The 18747-nt window shown below is 44.6% G+C and carries 19 protein-coding genes and 1 other annotated feature; of the genes, 4 read left to right on the top strand and 15 right to left on the bottom strand.

What is annotated here, in order from left to right:
• Positions 1 to 62 precede the first annotated feature (62 nt).
• From PPM_RS09265 to PPM_RS09245, 5 genes are all read right to left on the bottom strand, one after another.
• The gene (locus PPM_RS09265; protein WP_013370551.1) at positions 63 to 1034 is read right to left on the bottom strand and encodes a family 43 glycosylhydrolase; all 972 of its coding nucleotides are present in this window, start codon (positions 1032 to 1034) and stop codon (positions 63 to 65) included.
• A 40-nt stretch (positions 1035 to 1074) separates the two neighbouring features.
• A complete protein-coding gene (locus tag PPM_RS09260; protein WP_013370550.1) occupies positions 1075 to 2460 on the bottom strand; it encodes an arabinan endo-1,5-alpha-L-arabinosidase in 1386 nt (461 codons plus the stop codon).
• Positions 2461 to 2546: 86 nt separating this feature from the next.
• Entirely contained in the window at positions 2547 to 3389 is an 843-nt protein-coding gene (locus tag PPM_RS09255; RefSeq protein ID WP_014599642.1) for a carbohydrate ABC transporter permease, read from the bottom strand.
• Between the two features lie 27 nt (positions 3390 to 3416).
• Positions 3417 to 4307, bottom strand: a complete 891-nt coding sequence (locus PPM_RS09250; protein ID WP_013370548.1) for a carbohydrate ABC transporter permease — start codon at positions 4305 to 4307, stop codon at positions 3417 to 3419.
• A gap of 93 nt (positions 4308 to 4400) precedes the next feature.
• Positions 4401 to 5744 carry an ABC transporter substrate-binding protein gene (locus PPM_RS09245; protein WP_013370547.1) on the bottom strand — a complete coding sequence of 448 codons (1344 nt, stop codon included), beginning with the start codon at positions 5742 to 5744 and terminating at the stop codon, positions 4401 to 4403.
• 510 nt (positions 5745 to 6254) lie between these two features.
• Between PPM_RS09245 and PPM_RS09240 the strand changes: the two genes are divergently transcribed.
• Positions 6255 to 7184, top strand: a complete 930-nt coding sequence (locus PPM_RS09240) for an ArsR/SmtB family transcription factor (protein ID WP_013370546.1) — start codon at positions 6255 to 6257, stop codon at positions 7182 to 7184.
• Positions 7185 to 7245: 61 nt separating this feature from the next.
• On the opposite strand, the gene PPM_RS09235 is transcribed toward PPM_RS09240, so the two are convergent.
• The gene (locus tag PPM_RS09235) at positions 7246 to 7947 is read right to left on the bottom strand and encodes a DUF1361 domain-containing protein (RefSeq protein WP_013370545.1); all 702 of its coding nucleotides are present in this window, start codon (positions 7945 to 7947) and stop codon (positions 7246 to 7248) included.
• A gap of 91 nt (positions 7948 to 8038) precedes the next feature.
• Complete coding sequence (locus PPM_RS09230) at positions 8039 to 8647, bottom strand: DUF1349 domain-containing protein (RefSeq protein WP_013370544.1); 609 nt, start codon at positions 8645 to 8647, stop codon at positions 8039 to 8041.
• 189 nt (positions 8648 to 8836) lie between these two features.
• Positions 8837 to 9075 (top strand) — a binding site (T-box leader).
• Between the two features lie 42 nt (positions 9076 to 9117).
• Here PPM_RS09230 and PPM_RS09225 point away from each other — a divergent pair.
• Positions 9118 to 10302 (top strand): aminotransferase class I/II-fold pyridoxal phosphate-dependent enzyme, encoded by a 1185-nt coding sequence (locus tag PPM_RS09225; RefSeq protein ID WP_013370543.1) that lies wholly within the window; start codon positions 9118 to 9120, stop codon positions 10300 to 10302.
• A 51-nt stretch (positions 10303 to 10353) separates the two neighbouring features.
• Here PPM_RS09225 and PPM_RS09220 read toward each other — a convergent pair whose 3' ends face one another.
• From PPM_RS09220 to PPM_RS09205, 4 genes are all read right to left on the bottom strand, one after another.
• The gene (locus tag PPM_RS09220) at positions 10354 to 10737 is read right to left on the bottom strand and encodes an NUDIX hydrolase (protein WP_013370542.1); all 384 of its coding nucleotides are present in this window, start codon (positions 10735 to 10737) and stop codon (positions 10354 to 10356) included.
• A gap of 84 nt (positions 10738 to 10821) precedes the next feature.
• Positions 10822 to 11373: an O-acetyl-ADP-ribose deacetylase gene (locus PPM_RS09215; protein WP_013370541.1), complete on the bottom strand. Its 552-nt coding sequence runs from the start codon at positions 11371 to 11373 to the stop codon at positions 10822 to 10824.
• 32 nt (positions 11374 to 11405) lie between these two features.
• Positions 11406 to 11798, bottom strand: coding sequence for a hypothetical protein (locus tag PPM_RS09210; protein WP_013370540.1), 393 nt, complete (start codon positions 11796 to 11798; stop codon positions 11406 to 11408).
• A gap of 22 nt (positions 11799 to 11820) precedes the next feature.
• Positions 11821 to 12360: a TetR/AcrR family transcriptional regulator gene (locus PPM_RS09205; protein ID WP_013370539.1), complete on the bottom strand. Its 540-nt coding sequence runs from the start codon at positions 12358 to 12360 to the stop codon at positions 11821 to 11823.
• A gap of 243 nt (positions 12361 to 12603) precedes the next feature.
• On the opposite strand from PPM_RS09205, the gene PPM_RS09200 reads away from it, so the two are divergent.
• Positions 12604 to 13839 carry an MFS transporter gene (locus PPM_RS09200; RefSeq protein ID WP_013370538.1) on the top strand — a complete coding sequence of 412 codons (1236 nt, stop codon included), beginning with the start codon at positions 12604 to 12606 and terminating at the stop codon, positions 13837 to 13839.
• 87 nt (positions 13840 to 13926) lie between these two features.
• Here the strand turns inward: PPM_RS09200 and PPM_RS09195 are convergent, their stop codons facing one another.
• From PPM_RS09195 to fabF, 4 genes are all read right to left on the bottom strand, one after another.
• Entirely contained in the window at positions 13927 to 14667 is a 741-nt protein-coding gene (locus PPM_RS09195; RefSeq protein ID WP_013370537.1) for a zinc ribbon domain-containing protein, read from the bottom strand.
• A 116-nt stretch (positions 14668 to 14783) separates the two neighbouring features.
• Positions 14784 to 15728, bottom strand: a complete 945-nt coding sequence (locus PPM_RS09190) for a helix-turn-helix transcriptional regulator (protein WP_014599640.1) — start codon at positions 15726 to 15728, stop codon at positions 14784 to 14786.
• A gap of 20 nt (positions 15729 to 15748) precedes the next feature.
• A complete protein-coding gene (locus PPM_RS09185) occupies positions 15749 to 16285 on the bottom strand; it encodes a GNAT family N-acetyltransferase (protein ID WP_231860487.1) in 537 nt (178 codons plus the stop codon).
• A gap of 108 nt (positions 16286 to 16393) precedes the next feature.
• Positions 16394 to 17632, bottom strand: a complete 1239-nt coding sequence (gene fabF / locus PPM_RS09180; protein ID WP_013370534.1) for a beta-ketoacyl-ACP synthase II — start codon at positions 17630 to 17632, stop codon at positions 16394 to 16396.
• Positions 17633 to 17795: 163 nt separating this feature from the next.
• Between fabF and PPM_RS09175 the strand changes: the two genes are divergently transcribed.
• On the top strand, positions 17796 to 18635 hold the full coding sequence (locus PPM_RS09175; RefSeq protein ID WP_013370533.1) for a helix-turn-helix transcriptional regulator: 840 nt from the start codon (positions 17796 to 17798) through the stop codon (positions 18633 to 18635).
• Positions 18636 to 18747: the final 112 nt, after the last annotated feature.

Raw genomic sequence — 18747 nt, 5'->3', positions numbered from 1 at the left:
CGATGTTTTATAAAGTTATAGCGTCGCTATGTGACACGTCAATCGTCTAGCATATATTCTGCTTAGTTATTAACGGAAACGCCATCTGGCACTGGAATACCAAAATTAGGTGTTCCATCCTCATTCCAGTTCAACGGCTGAACACGTGTATGACGATTCGGATCATACAGCGGGTCACCTGTAATTTCCTTGTAATTGCGGGCGTGATATACGATAACGTCACTACCATCCTCAGCAACAGTAAAACTGTTGTGACCAGGTCCGAATTGACCTGTCTCCTCATTCGTGCAGAATACCGGCGCAGGAGACTTTGCCCACGATTTCGGGTCAAGTAAGTTTGCATTCTCGTCTGCCGTTAGCAGGCCCATGCAATAATTGTGGTCCGTAGCACTAGCTGAATAGCTGATAAAAATCCGGCCGTTCCGTTTCAGAACCGCTGCACCTTCATTCACCTTAAAACCGATGACTTCCCAGTCATATTCTGGTGTAGAGATCATAACCTGCTCACCGCGCAGCGTCCACGGATTGCTCATTTCTGAAATATACAGATTGGAGTTGCCTACGATGTCCGGGTCTTTCTGAGCCCATACATAATATAAAACGCCATTATGCTGGAAGGTTGTGGCATCGAGAGCAAACGTCTCCCAGCGAGTTTTGATCTGTCCCTTTTCCACCCACTCGCCTTCCAGAGGATTAGCTGAATCATTTTCCAGCACGAACATCCGATGGTCGAACAGACCTTCCTTCGTTTCTGTGGTACGAGCTGCTGCAAAATAAATGTACCATTTGTCGTTAATATAATGAATTTCCGGTGCCCAAATGTTCGCGCTTAACGGACCTGTTTCATATTTATGCCACACTGCCACTGGCTCTGCTGTATTCAAGCCTTGAATAGTACGTGCCCGCCGAACCTCAATGCGGTCATACTCTGGCACAGATCCGGTAAAATAATAGTACCCATCACTATGCTTGTAAATCCAAGGGTCTGCACGTTGCTCAATGACCGGATTATTAAAGGATACAGTTTGATTCATGGTTTTTCTCTCCTCTATGTGTAATATGTAGTTCATAGGATTAATCGCTGATACGTTTTCCCCAGATGGAAATTCCTTTTTCATTCATACCCGTAAAAATTAGAGTATGGCGACCAAGCTCCCAGTCCCATGAAGGAAGCAATAGCACTTCCTCCTTTGACCCTTCGGACGCATTGCTCCAATTCATTGTTAGAGTACGTCTGCCATCAAAACTCCAGTGACCTTCCAGAGAACCACTGGTTGCCCGCCCTCCATCTTCCAGACGAAGCGGTTCAGCTTCCACCTGACCGTCTACTTCTTGCCTGATCACGATGCGCTCCCAGTTGCCGGATAATAATCTTTTGGGTATATCCTGCTCCTTTTCGCCCGCATACCGCTCCGGCGATACGACAGGCCAGCCATCAGCCGTCCACAATATTTTGCGCACATGCAAGTAAGGCCAGCTCTTATCCGTTTCTCCCCGCGCATGATGAACAATATAGTAATCGTCTCCGTCCTTCAGCACGGAATTATGACCTGGCGCAACCCAGCCTTCTCCTTCACTGAAACGATAACCGCCCAGTACCTTGGTCCCAATCTCATATTGAGGCAAATAACTGGTATCTGCCATATCATGTCCATTCATATCTACGTACGGGCCTGTGATGGAATCCGAGCGGGCTACGCGAACATTGTAGTCCTCGAACAAAGAATCATACGAGACGAACAAGTAGTATTTACGGAACACAGGATTGTACACAATGTACGGACCTTCCACAGCTCCGTCCTCGGTTGCCCGATCTCTGGCAGCGATATTTTTACCATAACCAGATTCTTTGAGCTTTCCAGTCTGCGGATCAAGCGGTGTAATATAAATCCCGCCGAAAAAAGATCCGTACACCATCCATGGATTTCCATCAGCATCCAATACCGGATTAGCATCAATTGCATTCAGCTTGTCATGCTCATCCGTTTTAACAACCAGTCCCTCATCCTTCCAAGGACCTTCTGGGGAATGGGATGTCTGTAACCCAATGGCTGATCGTGTGCTGCCAAATGTAGAGGCAGAATAATACATTCGATAGGTATCGCCCATCTTTATGACGTCCGGGGCCCACAGATTCGTTGCTGTTGACCATGCCCCCGCTTCCTTTGGAATGCCGGGTAAAGCATATTGAACCCAGTTCCAGTGAATCAGGTCGGTCGATTTGCGCACCATGACACCCGGCCTCAGTTCTCCACCTGTCTTTACATCCGTCGAATAGACATAATATCCCTGATCTGTTTTGATAATTGCTGGGTCATGAGCATTGTTAATAGTCCAGCGCTGTTCATCGTCTACCGTGCTTTGATCATACAAGTGATCAGGAGGCGGAGCCTGCGGATATACAGGGTCCGGAGTGTTATCCCCACAGCCGGATAGGCCCAGCATTAGCAGCATAACCATAACTGTTATTCTCCTCCTTCCTTTGCTCAATACATATGGTGACTGCGTTCCATCATTCATCCAAATCGTCCAAGTGCGAGTGTCAATTAACCCTTGACACCTGAAATGGCAACCGACTCAATAATTTGTTTCTGGAAGATTAGGAATATAATCAACACAGGTAACAAGGCTATAATGGAAGCTGCCATAATAAGCGGATAGTCTGTCTGAATGGCGTAAGTCGCATTAAAATTCGCGATAACCAGCTGCAATGTCTGCGTTTCTGGTGAGTTCAAGTAAATAATCGGTGCCAAGTAATCGTTCCAAATTCCCATAAACCATAAGATCAGCTGTGCCGCAACTGCCGGCTTAATGAGTGGGAACGTAATCGACGAATAAAGTCGGAAATAAGAGCTTCCGTCAATTTTAGCAGCTTCGATAATAGCATCTGGTACACTCAGCAAATACTGCCGCAGGAAAAAGATCATAACTACATTACCGAACAAGCCGGGAACGATCAGAGGCAACAGCGTATCTATCCAGCCAAGTTTGGAGAACATCATAAACTGTGGAATCATAACTGTTGGGTAAGGAATCATCATGGATGCGATGAGTGCCAAAAACAGTTTATTTTTATGAGGGAGCCTCAGCTTTGCGAATGCAAAAGCGGCCACACTAGATGTGAAGGTACCCACAACCGTGACACTTACAGCCACAATCACGCTGTTCTTGATCCCGCTTAACAGAGGACCTGCTTCCCAAATTTCCTTGTACTTACCGAACTGAAACACCTCTGGTATCCATACTGGTGGAAGTGCAAAGACATCCTGCTTTTCTTTTACCGAAGTGGACAACATCCAAAGCAACGGCGCGATCATCGCAATCGCTCCAATCGCCAGTACAATAAAGATAATGATATTGGTAACTTTCGTTTTTTGACTATGGGACATAATCAGCCTCACTCCTTTCCGCGAAAATCAATCCCCATCAAAGGACGATTTTTCATTCATTTTAAATTGAATCAAAGTTACGATAAAAATGAAGATGCCGAGAATCATAGCCATCGCGGAGGCATATCCCATTTGCAGGTTTTTAAATGCCTTATCCCAAATATAGAAGACAATTGAGGCGGATGAATATTCCGGACCCCCTGTAGGTGTCATAATGTTCATTTCAGTAAAGATTTGCGAACCACCAATAATGTTGGTAACGACCAGGAAGAAGGTTACTGGTTTCACCATTGGCCATGTAATATTGCGGAACATTTGGAATCCGCTAGCTCCGTCCAGCTCTGCTGCTTCATAATAAGAGCGAGATACACTTTGCAGTGCAGCCAGATACAGCAACATTGTATATCCGAGACCTTTCCATACAGTCATGAGAATCAAGGCCGGTTTGACTGTATCCTTATCCATCAGCCAGTTAGGTCCTTTAATACCGAACAGTTCAAGGAATTGGTTCACCAAACCATAATCTCCGTTGTAAGCCCAGTTCCACATAATAGAAACAGCAGCCAACGAAGAAATGACCGGAATATAATAAATCACACGAAATGTCGTCGTACCTGGAATCTTGCGATTCAACCCCAGTGCCAGCAGTAAAGCTAGTACAAGACCGATTGGAATACCCAACATTAAGAAAAGAGTATTGTACATCGATTTGTAAAAGAGTTCATCGCTAAATAAATCCTTAAAATTGTCGAACCCAATAAAGTTCATTTGTCCTAATCCGTCCCAGTCTGTAAAAGAGCCGTATAACGAATAGACAAACGGGAACAACGTAAAGATTAGCAGACCGAGAATAGGCGGAAGAATAAATAAGTATCCATATATCTTCTCTTTGCGGTAGAGATTAGATTTGGTTATCACAGGGCTCACCTCTGTTTCTGATTTGGAATGAAGATGATGTTAGCAGCATGATATTCAGCCACTAACATCATCCTTTTTTCCTCTATTTGCGCATTATTTCTGTGATTTTTTCTCTTGCTCCACCGCTTTATCCAGCAGTTTCTGCATCTTCGGTTGTTCTTGTTTCACATAATCTGCTGCCGTAATTTTGCCATCCAGCACAGGTTGAATATCTGTGAAGAAAATATCGTACCATTCTGCGTTATACGTATAGTTACCTGGTAATGAGCGTCCATAGTCATTTACGATATCAATAAATTCCTGTTTGTTGTTAGGCTTTGTTTTTGTGTCTTTGGCCCATTCATCAGCCATATCCAGCAGGTTCGGAATTTGTACCTTGGCATCTACGAGCTGCTTCATACCTTCTTTGGAAGTAGTCAGATAGTTAACCAGTTCTACAGCTTCATCCGGGTATTTTGTTTTAGAGGAAACACCGATACCCAGAGAACCAATCCATGTTGCCGGTTTGCCAGTCGATCCAGTTGGGAAAGGCAACAAATCATATTCGAATGGCAGTTTTTCAAATGTACTCATATCCCAAGGACCTACTGGGAAGAAAGCCATTTCGCCCTTCATCCAGCGTTGATATGTGTCCAATGTTTGTGATTGTTCAATACCAGGTGTAATTTTATATTTGTTTTGCATATCAGCAAAGAACTGAAGCGCTTCCGCAAATTTCGGATCATCAATTGTTACTTTGGTTTTGCTCTCATCCAGCCAATCAGCACCATTACTCCATACAAAAGCTTGCAATGCCCACTGAACGTTAAAGCCTGTTCCGTATTGATCTGGCTTGCCGTCACCGTTGGTATCTTTGGTCAGCTCTTGGTTAACCTTAATGAACTCATCCCATGTATATGGTTTGTCTTTGTCAGGCAATGGAACACCTGCTTTTTCAAACATGGTTTTGTTATAACCCAAAGCGAATGGACCCAAGTCCTTCGGCATACCGTAAATATTTCCCTGACCGGCCATTTTACCGTCATAGCGATACAAATCTACACCGTATTTCCAGATGTTATCCAGATTTATATCCTTGCTCTTATCAATATAAGGTGTCAGATCCTTCAACACCCCACTGTTAACATAAGCTTTCAAATCCCCAGGGGCAAAATAAAAGATATCTGGAAGATTATTACCTGTAATTGCAGCTCTAAGCTTTGTAGCATATTGATCTGCTGCCGTCACAACCATTTTAACCTTCACACCAGGATGTTCTTCTTCAAATTTTTTGATAACATCCTTATAAGCCTTCTGCTCATCCGTTCCTCCACGGAACATGAAAGTCAATTCCTTGCTTCCATCGCTACTGGAACTTCCTCCACTACAGCCTGCCAGTGCAGCAACCATTAACAACAGAACAACCATTGTTAGCGCAAAACCTTTTTTCTTTGTCAACGCGACCCCTCCTAAAATTAAAATGAAACCGCATACATTAAGTGTTAAATTAACTTCATACCACTCGGCCTAATCTTTAACTGTGCGGTACACAACCCGTTGTTGATTGCCGCTGTGATTATCATCCCTCTCATGTACCGTATAATTAACATTTACCTTTATCAATAATGAATTCGTTTACAAATAAAATATAGCACGCCATTCTACGGTTCGTCAATGCATTTTTCAATCTTTTTAAATAATTATAAAACATAGATTAGAGTAACTTAAAAAGTGAAATTAAATCGTATTTAAGTAATTTCATTAATAAAATCTAATTAAAAAAACTCAAATACGATCTTTTTTATAAAAAACGCTTTATTTTAGAACACGATTTCCTCTCTTCTTCTTTTAGTAAAAAAAATTTACATAAAAGCAGTTTACTTCTTTATGATTTTATTTTAACATAAATCAAAGTAAAAATATAAGCGCTTACATCACACTTTTTATAGATAAGGATGGGCTATAGCTATGATTTATATTAAGGACTTAATGTCAGGGTTAGATATTTTCAAAGCATTGGGCTCGGAAATCCGCATTCAAATTCTTGAATTACTTGCTGTTCAAGGACAAAGTATGAATGATATTGCGAGCAAGCTGAATTTAAGTAACGGCACCATTACGATGCATATTCGCAAACTGGAAGAATGCGGACTTGTGGAAATCAATACCGTAAGCGGTAAACACGGGACCCGAAAAATGTGCTATTTAAATAAGGAAAAGCTAATGGTAGATCTGCGCAGCAGAGAACAAAAAAATGTGTATGAGGTAGAAATTCGCATCGGTCATTATAGTAACTACCAGGCGGTTCCTACTTGTGGATTAGTGACCAAAGACAGCATTATCGGCGATTTTGATGACCCACGCTATTTTGCAGATCCCGCGCGACTGGACTCTGAAATGATCTGGATGGCAGAAGGTTTTCTGGAATACCGCATTCCTAACTACTTGAAAGCGAATCAATCCTTTACCGAAATTCAATTTTCTGCAGAGCTTGGGTCAGAAGCACCGTGTTATTGTGAGGACTATCCGTCTGATATTTGTTTTCATGTAAATGGTATTGCCATCGGTCACTGGACGAGCCCAGGCGATTTTGGAGCTGTTCCGGGGGTCCTCAATCCCGATTGGTGGCCTCCACACTTGAATCAGTACGGCATGCTGAAGTTAATTCGCATCAATCAACATGGAAGCTTCATTGACGGGTGTCGTATATCAGAAGTCACAATAGACGATATCGGACTTGATTACAAAAGCGATATTACACTGCGTTTATCCGTATCCGATCAATCGCAAAACAAAGGAGGGCTCACTATTTTTGGTAAAAGATTCGGAAATTTCAGCCAAGATTTGCTTGTGCGCGTGCTTTATGATGTACACGAAGAAGATAACTCCAACTCCTAACTCGTCACAGATAAAAAGGCCGAAGTCTGTATTCATTGAATACAGGTCCTCGGCCTCAATCCTAATCCTCACGTAAAGAGATATAGATAAATAGATAAAAGATGACCGCCATCCCAAACACCAGCCAGCTAAAAGACAGTAAATGAAGCTTCTCCCCTGCATTTACTGCCCAGCTCCAAAGATCCGCAAAAAGCACCAGCGGTTGCAGCAACACATCCCAACTATTCCAGCGTGCAAATCTGCCTATATATACACCTATGCTGGCCAACCACAACATCACAAAGACTACAACCCATGCGAGCCACCCTGAACAAATCTTCCTCAACATACGGTGGATCATCAATACACAAAGAGATGTAAGAAAAAGACCAATTCCAGCGGCTGAAAAGGACGTAAATAAGATTAGCCAAAATTGAGTGTTCAACCAAAAACGCGTACCAGGGTTCACATCGTAAAAACGGAATGCATGTAGTAACTCGGTCACTAGATAAAGAGCATTCGGCAGAAAGAACAACCATACCCATGCGGCGAAAAATAAAAGAATATTTCTCACTTTTGCATATTGTAATTTGGATAAAGCCACCATTAACAATGAAATAAACACCGGTACCCAGGCCAGGAATATGTCCCAGTACAGAAATTGATATATCCTCGTCCCGCTTGTGGACTGTAAATACATAATGAGTCCGAAACAGCCCAATGTAGCTACAAGCATCACCCCCAACAAACCGGGCAGCTTGTAACCCTTCCTTCTTAACAGCAAACTTCCATCTACCTCCTCCTGCCTAAAAACGCGTATTTACGTCTTTTTAACTTTCTCATATAGCGCTTTCATATATAGAGAGGGCTTTTATTTATTCCACGTTTCGTATATCCTCGAACACATGGTTTGTTATTGTCAAACCGTCAAAGGTAACATTACACCCCTCCCCTACTGGAGATTGTGCGACAACCCCAACTTTTAGCTGGCTGGGAACATTCATCCCAAAATATCTGGCCAGTTTCCAATGCTGACCATCCGATGAATAATGAAAGGCAAAGCAATTTCCAGCTCGTGTTACTCGCAAATACGGATTAGAAGCATCCATCGCCCCCGATATACAATCATCGGATGTATCCCGTGTAACCACACTTAGGATCGAGGGGGTATTCTCAAAGTATTCAAAGCACACTTTAGCCCAATGAGTATCATCAGCCATCACCATCAAGCATCCTGAGTCATAGGGCTGCTTCATATCGACACGAACCCTCGTCCATATTGTAAAATCTCCTTGAAGGGTGGTATGCAAAAAAGGAGCGGACGATTTGATAACGGCGCCGGACGGATCTCTAAAAAAATCTGCCTGTGAAGGTGCAGATACTTGTAAAGCCTTGAATTCATCGAAGCTCCATACAGTCGGTTCGTTGATCCAGCCCCATCCTTGAGGCAAAACCTTGTCGTTAAAGCCTTCAAATACATTCATATGGATACCATCCCTCTCTAGCCAATATAGTCTTAACACAGTGAATTTTGGGGTACAGTTCCCCTTGATACCACTATATACGTTATCTTCCAGTCGTCAATGATGATGCCCCTGTCTTTACAATTTATAAAAAAAGACTTGCCATTCTGAAATGTTGTGCTTATAATTACACCTAAATTGATACGGCAACAAATTTCAATGACGAGAACGAGTAAGCTATACAGCGGATTTGCAGAGAGTTGGGGCAGGTGAAAGCCAACATTCCGAGGGTAGCTGAACGCCATCTCTGAGAAGCGGGCTGAACCTGAAGTAAGCTCTGCCGCCTTTCCAGCGTTAACCGGAACACGTATTGATGGATACGTGAACAGAGTGTCATTTCCTATGGAATGAAACTAGGGTGGTAACACGGGTATAAACTCGTCCCTTTTACAGGGGCGGGTTTTTTTGTTTTTCAATAAGGAGGAATCAACATGACAAATGTATCGACAGCAGTATCTATAACTGATTTTTTGACTCCGGCTGTACGGGAAATGCCGCCTTCAGGTATCCGTCGGTTTTTTGAATATAGTGCAGGCAGAAAAGATATCGTATCGCTTGGTGTTGGTGAACCGGATTTTGTAACTCCTCAACATGTGAGAAAGGCCTGTATCACAGCACTGGAAAATGGTAAAACCTCATACACACCCAATGCAGGTCTCCCTGAGCTTCGTGAGGAAATTGCCGGATATCTGGAGAGCAGCTTCAGCACATCCTATAACCCGGCAGATGAAATCATGGTCACTGTTGGCAGTAGTGAAGCGTTGGATTTGGCGCTACGCGCCCTCATCACAACACACGATGAAATACTCATACCAGCTCCCTGTTATATTTCGTATTCGCCTATTACGTTTTTGAACGGAGGACATACCGTAACGGTTGAAACGTCTGCTGACCAGCAGTTTAAGCTGACAGCTGAGGCGCTCAAATCCAAGCTGACTCCACGATCCAAAGTGCTTATTCTCTGTTATCCGAACAACCCGACTGGCGGGGTGATGACCTATGAGGATTGGCTACCCATTGCCCGTCTGGTTGAGGAGCATAATCTGATCGTCATATCGGACGAAATTTATGCTGAATTGACCTATGGACAGCAGCATGTAAGTTTCGCTTCTCTGCCAGGAATGAAAGAACGCACCCTGCTCATCAGCGGCTTTTCCAAAGCATTTGCCATGACAGGCTGGAGGGTCGGCTATGTATGCGGTCCGAAAGAGTTGATTTCAGCCATGCTGAAAATCCATCAATATACAGCCATGTGCGCCCCTATTATCGGGCAAATTGCCGCTATTGAATCCCTGCGCAACGGGCTGGAGGAAAAAGATCGTATGATGGAGTCCTACAATCAACGTAGAAAATGGTTCGTTGCTGCCCTCTGTCAGACAGGGCTTCCATGTCATGAACCAAATGGCGCCTTCTATGCTTTTCCCTCTATTATGCACACAGGGTTAAGCTCAGAACAGTTTGCCAAACGACTGTTGGAAGAACAAGGAGTTATAACGGTCCCGGGTTCCGCATTCGGCCCAGGCGGCGAAGGTTTTATCCGCTGCTCGTATGCGTCATCACGTGAACAGCTGGAAACGGCTCTGGAACGCATCAGCGTATTCCTGAAACGCCTGTAAACCGATTTTCCATCGCATGAACTGAACATGAGCATAAGGTGAACATTTACTTCAGCAGCTTCTGAATAAGCTTTTTCTGGTGTGGTGGCATTTAAAAATAAGATCCACGCGGTTCGGCAACTGGCCAAACTGGGCTTGCGCCAATGAGGTGATCTCTACCTCCAGCCCAGTTTCTTCCCGGACTTCGCGCCGTAAGGCGGTTTCCGGCTGCTCTAGCTCCATCCAGCCGCCGGGAATTCCCCACGGTTGCTTCCGGTATACGTGCTTTAATAGCAGCACTTCCCCGGCATCGTTCGTGAAAATGCCCAGCACAGCAATTAAAAATTTATGTTGTGCCCGGTACACCAATGCATTTTTCAATCGAGTGAACGGCGTATGCTTATACATGAATATAAGCCAATCCCGCGGGATCTTATTTATCAGCTTAACCAGCATAACACACCTCCAGTTGAGCACTCTTACATCAATTCATTCGTTGGATTAAGTTAAATGAGGAGCTTAAGTATGTATAATAAAAAATTAATCTTTAGGTGACTGTAGCTTACGGCTATATAACTGAGCATTTTCCGCATCAAAACAAACAAAAATAATTTCATTCAACCCAACATGTTCCTGTACAAAACGTGTCACTTCCTGTATAGCAATCTCGGCCGCCTTTTCTTTCGGGAATCGGTAGATGCCTGTGCTGATATTGGGAAAAGCAATGCTGCGTGCATTCAATTCTAAAGCTAATTGCAGTGTATGACGGTAGCATGTCGCCAATAGCTCTTCTTCCTGATGGTCGCCACCATTCCACACAGGGCCGACAGTATGAACAACATATTGGGCTTCCAGCTTGCCAGCCGTCGTATAAACTGCGCCTCCTACCGGACATCCCCCTTGCTTGTTTCTGATTCGGACACAATCTTCCAATATAGCCGGACCGCCAGCTCTATGAATTGCACCATCTACACCACCGCCACCCAGCAAGCTTGTATTTGCAGCGTTGACAATAATATCCGCCTTACAACGGGTAATATCCCCTTGCACCACACGTATGATCACGTTAAATAGTTCAATTTGGGTATCCATTGATCCTCCTTCTCTTCTAAAAACCAGCTTTGTTATATAGTCATCTTATAGTCTCTACAAGCGATTTCTAAAACATCGTCATAGGTTTTCAACAGAAAGTGTTTTAGATTTTTCCCCCGTGCACTAGCTATTGTAGCTAATAATGGCGTATCTGTAAGCTCATCAAAACTACTACCTTGCGTATACTTCTGCTCAGGCATGTCTAAAGCCACATCCAGTTCAATCATATTAAAGTAGTAGACTCCTGTAAATATAAGCTCATAGGGTACAAAAACGTCTACTGCTTCTGACGCCAACCCCCCATTAATCTCTCCCTTCAAAACCAGCTCTTTCTTCGCATAATTCATATGAACCTGATCCAAATAGACCGCATCCCGCCCATGCAATTCGCCAAGCGGCGTTTGAATAGCTTTTATGTGTGGCATCCAGGTGTTCTCCAGTCCTAAGTTATTTTCCATCCAACAACATAAGTGCGGTCGCAACCGCATGATCCACAAAAGAACGCTCTGGGCGTGACTTCATCATCACGGTTATCCCGATTAACAAAGAGACCAACGTGTGTGCCAAAGCTCGTTCATCTATAGTCACCTCAAGCTCCCCAGATTGAATACCACGTTCGAGGGTCTCCTGAAAGACAGCAGAGAGATACATCTGATGTTCTCTGGTTAAAATTTCAAACCTCTCATCATGAGGGGCTAGTTCTACCATTGTATTGATGCAAAAGCATCCCTTATTGGACCCCTCTTCGTACTCTTCTGCCACCACTCCTCCAAAAAAATTGTAAAATGCTTCTTTTACAGCTGAACTATTTTGCAGTTTAGCCCTTACACAAGCTGCATGAGATTGCGTATATTTACGCAGCGCAGCTTCGAACAATTGCTTTTTATCCCCATAGGCAGCATATATGCTGGGGCGTTGTATTCCCATACGCGAGGTTAAATCGCTTAAAGACGTGGCCTCGAAACCCTTTTCCCAAAAAACTTGCATCGCTGCATCCAACGCTTAATCTTCATCAAATTCTCGTGGTCGAACCATACTTTCCCCCTTCTTTTCGTATCGTTCAGTATATTAAGATTGTATAATCTCCAGAAGCGGCTGTCAAATATATACGGGTTAAACTCTTGACAAATCTTATGGATGAGAGTTACATTGACCTAAAATCATTACATACCAATCGGTATATTATACTGATCAGTATGCAAATCACAGAAAGCGACGTGGTATGTGAAAATGAAGACGTCAGAAGAAAACGCTCTCCCCCTCTCCCATCAAACGATAGCAAACACTGCCGAAATAGCCCCCGTTCCGGTTCTGTCCCGGTCTGTGGCACTCTTGTTTGCTATAGCCTGCGGGCTGGCTGTCGCTAACATTTACTATGCACAGCCATTACTGGATGCGCTGGCGCACGAGTTTGGCATTACACACTCATCAGTCGGTATCGTTATTACCGTCACGCAAATTTGTTATGCGTTAGGACTGCTGCTGCTCGTCCCGCTTGGCGATCTCTTGAACAGACGGCGATTGATTACAGGACAAATGCTGCTATCTGTGCTGGCATTAATCCTGGTTAGCTTTGCCCCTACCCGTACAATACTGCTTATGGGAATGGCAATGGTTGGACTGCTGGCTGTCGTGACTCAAACACTCGTGGCATTCGCCTCGACCTTGGCTAATCCGACTGAACGCGGGCAGGTCGTAGGGCTGGTAACCAGCGGAGTCGTTATCGGCATTTTACTCGCACGAACCGTTGCTGGTGTATTAACTGATCTGGCAGGCTGGCGTTCAGTTTACCTTATTTCTGCTGTACTTACGCTGTTTATGGCTGTGGCTCTATTGCGAGTGCTCCCAAAGAACGAACCCACAAGCGCCACACTTTCCTATGCGCAGCTGCTTCGCTCGGTTATCACACTGTTCGTCCAAGAACGAATTCTGCGTATTCGTGCTGTCCTTGCGTTGCTCATTTTCACAGCGTTCAGCATACTGTGGACTTCGCTTGTATTACCTCTCAGTGCCCCCCCATTTTCTCTTTCACACACTGCAATTGGGGCCTTCGGCTTGGCTGGAGTCGCCGGAGCATTAGCAGCAGCACAAGCAGGGCGGCTTGCCGATCAAAGCTTGGGACAACGAACGACAGGTATCGCACTAGTTGTATTGCTGCTGTCCTGGCTACCTATAGGCTACACCGAGCATTCTCTATTCGCTTTAACTCTTGGTGTCATTCTTTTGGACTTGGCCGTACAGGCTGTACATGTCACAAACCAGAGCTTGATTTTTAACGTTCGCCCTGAAGCACGAAGCCGACTTACCGCAGGCTACATGATATTTTATTCCATCGGTAGCGCCACTGGAGCCATTACCTCCACTCACATGTATACCTATGCTGGGTGGAATGGAGTTTGTCTATTGGGGGCTGGTGTCAGTGCTCTAGCTCTCATTTTTTGGGCGGTGACTCGACGTTCAACTTGATAGTAAACCCATATGGTTTGGATTAACGAAAAAAACGCCTGGGCCTCAATAACGGCCTAGGCGGTTCTCTTCTATCACTGTAGATCATCACTTAATTGCAATATAAATCAAAACGGGTTCATCTGGATTGCCATACACTTCAAAATCACCTGTGTAGGTCCGCTCCCCTTGTCCCGTGGCAGCCCATGCCCAAATTTTCTGCCATACACGGAAGATAGAAGAAGGTTCATGGGTTGCCTGAAAAATAGCATAGCGTGCAGCCGGAATTACAAGTTCTTCAAGCTCGTCAGGAGTTTGGAAGTCCTCAGCCGCTTCCTTTCCAATAAAAAATGTATACTCGCCCAGAGCTCCATTTTCATAGTCAGTATAGCAACCATAGACGGAAGCAAGTCCTTCATGACCTCTGATCCGACCTGCCACATTCTCACCTATAAAACGTTCCCACATGCTTGGAATGATCCCGTGAGATGTCTGTTCCTTCTGATTGTTTGTGCGTGCTTTTAGACCAATTAAATGGATTTCACCTCGGTACTCCTCCCGAATGGGTCCATCAAATGGAAGCTCTGTATCCTCTGAAGACCGCCACCTCTTCAAACGCGGTAAGTAATTACGTAGCATCGAAGTCGCTTCTTCTGCCTGCATCCCCTCTTCTACCAGGATCGGCACACACTGCTGGATCATTCCCTCCATCGTCAAGTCAGGCTGTACAAATGCACCTTCCTTGTAACAATACTTGCAATACTCATCTGTATTATTATGTTGTGCATCCGTTCCATATTGATCCTCATGCTCCAGCGGCATCCCGCAGCTTTGACAAGCTTTATCCATTCTCGTAAATCCCCTTTCGCTAACTCATATCTGGTATGCCACCAGTATAACGAAACAAACCTGACAACTATGGGTCAGGTTCGTTTTACTTTAATCTAAGATTTACTCTATAATTCCTAGCCTTCTTCATAATTAGACGCAATACGCAACGCCATCTTATGAATCTTGTCTCGCAAATGAGCCGGTTCTTTGACAACCACATCCGGCCCGAGGCTTAAAATGAACCCGTACACCCACGCATCCTCGGGAAACGGGACCGAAACTGTGTAAATTCCTTCCTCCTGCTCGCTCAATGCTTCCACACCAAACCAGTCCTCCCCCAGATGTCTTGAGTTGCGGTTAAATTGTAGCGTAAACGGTTGTACATCCCTGGATGCCGTCATCCGTCCCTCATTCCACGGCAGCACTTCATCAGAAAGATCCCTGCGGGTGAAAGCCGTCTCTGTAACTACAGGCTCACTCATACGAGCAAGCTTGAACAACCGAAACTGCCCCCTGTCGGGACAATACGCATACACAAACCATTGTTGCCCTTTCAGCACAAGCGTATGTGGTTCCACATTCCGCTTCGTTCGGGTTCCTTCCGCATTTCGATAGATAAAAGCAACCGTACGCGCTTGACTCATTGCCTCTTTTACCTTTATTAATTTAGCTTCCTGGACAGACTGATTTCCCCATCCCGAATGATCGACGATAAACTGTGTGGTACGGACACTAAATTGCTCTTTTTCAGACTCTGGTATAATGCTTTCAAATTTATGAAGTAACCGGGATACGTTGGGACCGCCCAACGACGAGGACAAACTCTGTAGGCCCATCACAATGTCCTTGATATCATGATCCGTCAGCATACTGCGATCCAGACGATATCCTTCCATCAGCCCAATCCCCCCACCTGCTCCCTGAAAAGTTACTACTGGGATACCAGCCAGACTAATCGCTTCAATATCTCTATAAATCGTCCGAATTGAAACCTCATACAAATCAGCGAGTTCCTTTGCTTGTATTCTATTTCTTTTCAGCAGCAAAATGACGATAGAAAGCAATCGATCGATTTTCATTTTTTCAAAACCTTTCACCCTTAATAAAAATAAGCCAGGAGTTCCTCATCATATCCCTGACCGTGATATTCCAAAGCGTTCTTTTCAATACCATAAGTTTTGAATCCCAATTTTCTATAAAGCTCAACAGCTGCTTGATTGGCAGCCACCACACTCAAATTGATTTGTTTCAATCCTTCCACTTTTCTACCTCGACTGATAACTTCCAATAAAAGTTTCTTAGCGATCCCCTGGCCTCGGTAAATCGGTGGTACATACACTCCCCAAATCGTTCCTTTATGCCGTGTCTTAATTTTGTGTTCTCTTCTAAACCCGGTCATGCCAGCCAGCTGATGATCCTTTGTAAATGCACCAAGTATGTAATGATCTCTCTTATTTTGTATTTGCTTCACTATATCAAATAACGAAACTTGTACAGCTTCCTCATAAGAGGTTCCAAAAGCTTCGGGATTCATTTTTAGGGCTTCCAGTCTTAAATTCCAATACGCTTCAGCGTCTGCTGGCTCTATGTTCCTGATGATAATCATGGCTTCATCCCTCCAAATGTTTTCCTCCATCTTACTCTATCTATTATTTAAATTAAATCTATGATGCCTAAATTAAAATAGCCTCAGATGCTAGACCCAGCCGGATATAGCATCTGAGGCTTCAATACTCATTACATATTATGACTCATAGCGTTTCAGCACAATGACCGCATTATGACCACCGAAGCCGAAAGAATTAGATAACCCAATATTTAGCGAAGCCTTGCGCGCTTCGTGAGGCACATAATCCAGATCACAAACAGGGTCTGGATTGTCCAGATGCATCGTTGGCGGAATGATACCTTCTCGAAGGCTTTGAACAAGCGCAATCGCTTCGACACCGCCTGCGGCTCCTAGCATATGACCTAGCATGGACTTATTCGCGGTTACCGGAATCTGATAGGCATAGTCACCAAACAGCTTGTGAATCGCCAAGGTTTCAGCGATATCCCCTACAGCCGTACTCGTTGCGTGAGCACTGATCACGTCCACTTCTTCAGGGGAGATTCGAGCCGAATGAAGGGCCGCTTTCATTGCTAGATAAGCTCCGGTTCCTTCAGGATGCGGTGCAACCATATGATAGGCATCCGAACTCGCTCCATAACCGATGACCTCACCATAGATTTCTGCACCACGCCGGGTAGCGTGCTCCAGCGACTCCAGCACCAAGATGCCTGCTCCTTCGCTCATGACAAAACCGTCCCGATTCTTATCAAACGGCCGACTTGCTGTGGAAGGCTCCTCGTTACGTGTCGACAAGGCAGTTGCATTAGCGAAACTTGCCAAAGCCAATCGAGACACCGCCGCTTCAGCTCCACCGGCAAAAATGACATCCGCATCTCCTGTACGAATGGTTCGAAATGCCTCTCCAATTGCAGTGTTCCCAATTGAACAAGCCGTTACAGGTGAAAGCGTAGGACCCATTGCTCCAAACGCGATACTAATTTGGGCAGCAGCCATATTCGAGATCATCATAGGTACCAGCGTCGGGCTAACTCTGCCCGGACCACGATGTAGCAGCACGTCCACATTGTCTACCAACGTATCCAAACCGCCAACTCCTGATCCCACATATACACCTACACGCTCCAGATCAGTGCGATCTAGTTCCAGGCCAGAATCCTTGAGCGCTTGCTCTGCCGCATATAATGCAAACTGAGTAAATCGATCCATTCGTCTGGCATCCTTACGCCCCCACTGTTTTTCTGCATCAAAATCCTGTACCAGTCCAGCAATTTGTGCTTTTAAATCGGACACATCAAATGAATTAATTTTACGTATACCTGAATGGCCCTCCAGCAAATTGTTCCATAGCGTGTCTACTTCATTACCCAATGGCGAAACGACACCCATACCTGTTATCACTACTCTTTGCATAAGCTATTCATTCCTCCTGCTCGATGGCTTACTTATAATCCTCATTTTACCCCCGTCTTATCCTATTACAAGTGTTTGTTTATCCTGGTATAATGAACACTACTATAGTAAGCGCCTGATTTAATTACTTCAGATACACTCATTGAATGGAGAGAAAATACCTATGAAAACGGAAGCACGTCTGGAAGCACTATCTGTTTTTCTGAAAACAAAAAGGGCCCGCCTACACCCGCATATGGTTGGTCTTCCCCCAGGGTCACGTCGCAGAACACCAGGTTTACGTAGAGAAGAAGTCGCTCAACTTGCAGGTGTCAGTACAACCTGGTATACCTGGCTGGAGCAGGGTCGGGATATTAAAGTATCCTCCTCCGTGTTGGATGCTATTGCTGCTGCCTTGCAGTTGAACACGGATGAGCGTAAATATTTGTACGATTTAGCGCTGGAAGCCGGGTCTCATAACCTTCCTGCTCCTGCAGAGCAGGCGATCATATCTCCATCTCTGCAAAAGATCGTACAAGAGTTGCACTACTGTCCTGCTATTATTTCAGATCGGCGCTGCCATATTGTCGGCTGGAACGAAGCTGCCGCTCATGTTTTTATGGATTTTGCCGAGCTACCACATGAGCAACGCAATATGATCGAACTGCTATTTACCAAAAAGGAGTTTAAAAGTCTGGCCGTGAATTGGGAGCACTTTGTAAAGGGGTTTCTTGCCATTTTTCGCGCTTATTACGGGCAATACGTGACAGACCCCTGGTATGCTCAATTTATACAAAATATGAGCGAGGCCTACCCAGAGTTTAACGAGCTTTGGAATCAGAGTGAGGTAAGCTCCGCTCCCGAAGTGCTCATTGAATTTCGTCATGCCAAGGCTGGCAAAATGTTATTTGACCTGACTTCCCTTCAGGTACAAGGCAGTGTCGATCTCCGTTGCAGCATTTACACCCCTAATGCGCAAACTTCTACGGAAAGTAAACTCCAAAAGTTAATGGAAGGCAACTAAAGGATTTCATCCCTCCTGTTATGAAGATATCTTTTTCCGTCCATACTACATCTACGATCTGTGCAAAATAGATGCCATATATGTGACAGAGCCGATAGCTTCAACTGTGCTA

The organism is Paenibacillus polymyxa M1 (genome assembly GCF_000237325.1).
GTDB lineage: Bacteria > Bacillota > Bacilli > Paenibacillales > Paenibacillaceae > Paenibacillus > Paenibacillus polymyxa_C.
Note: the sequence above shows the minus strand (reverse complement) of the source record. Positions and strands in the feature narration are given on the sequence as shown.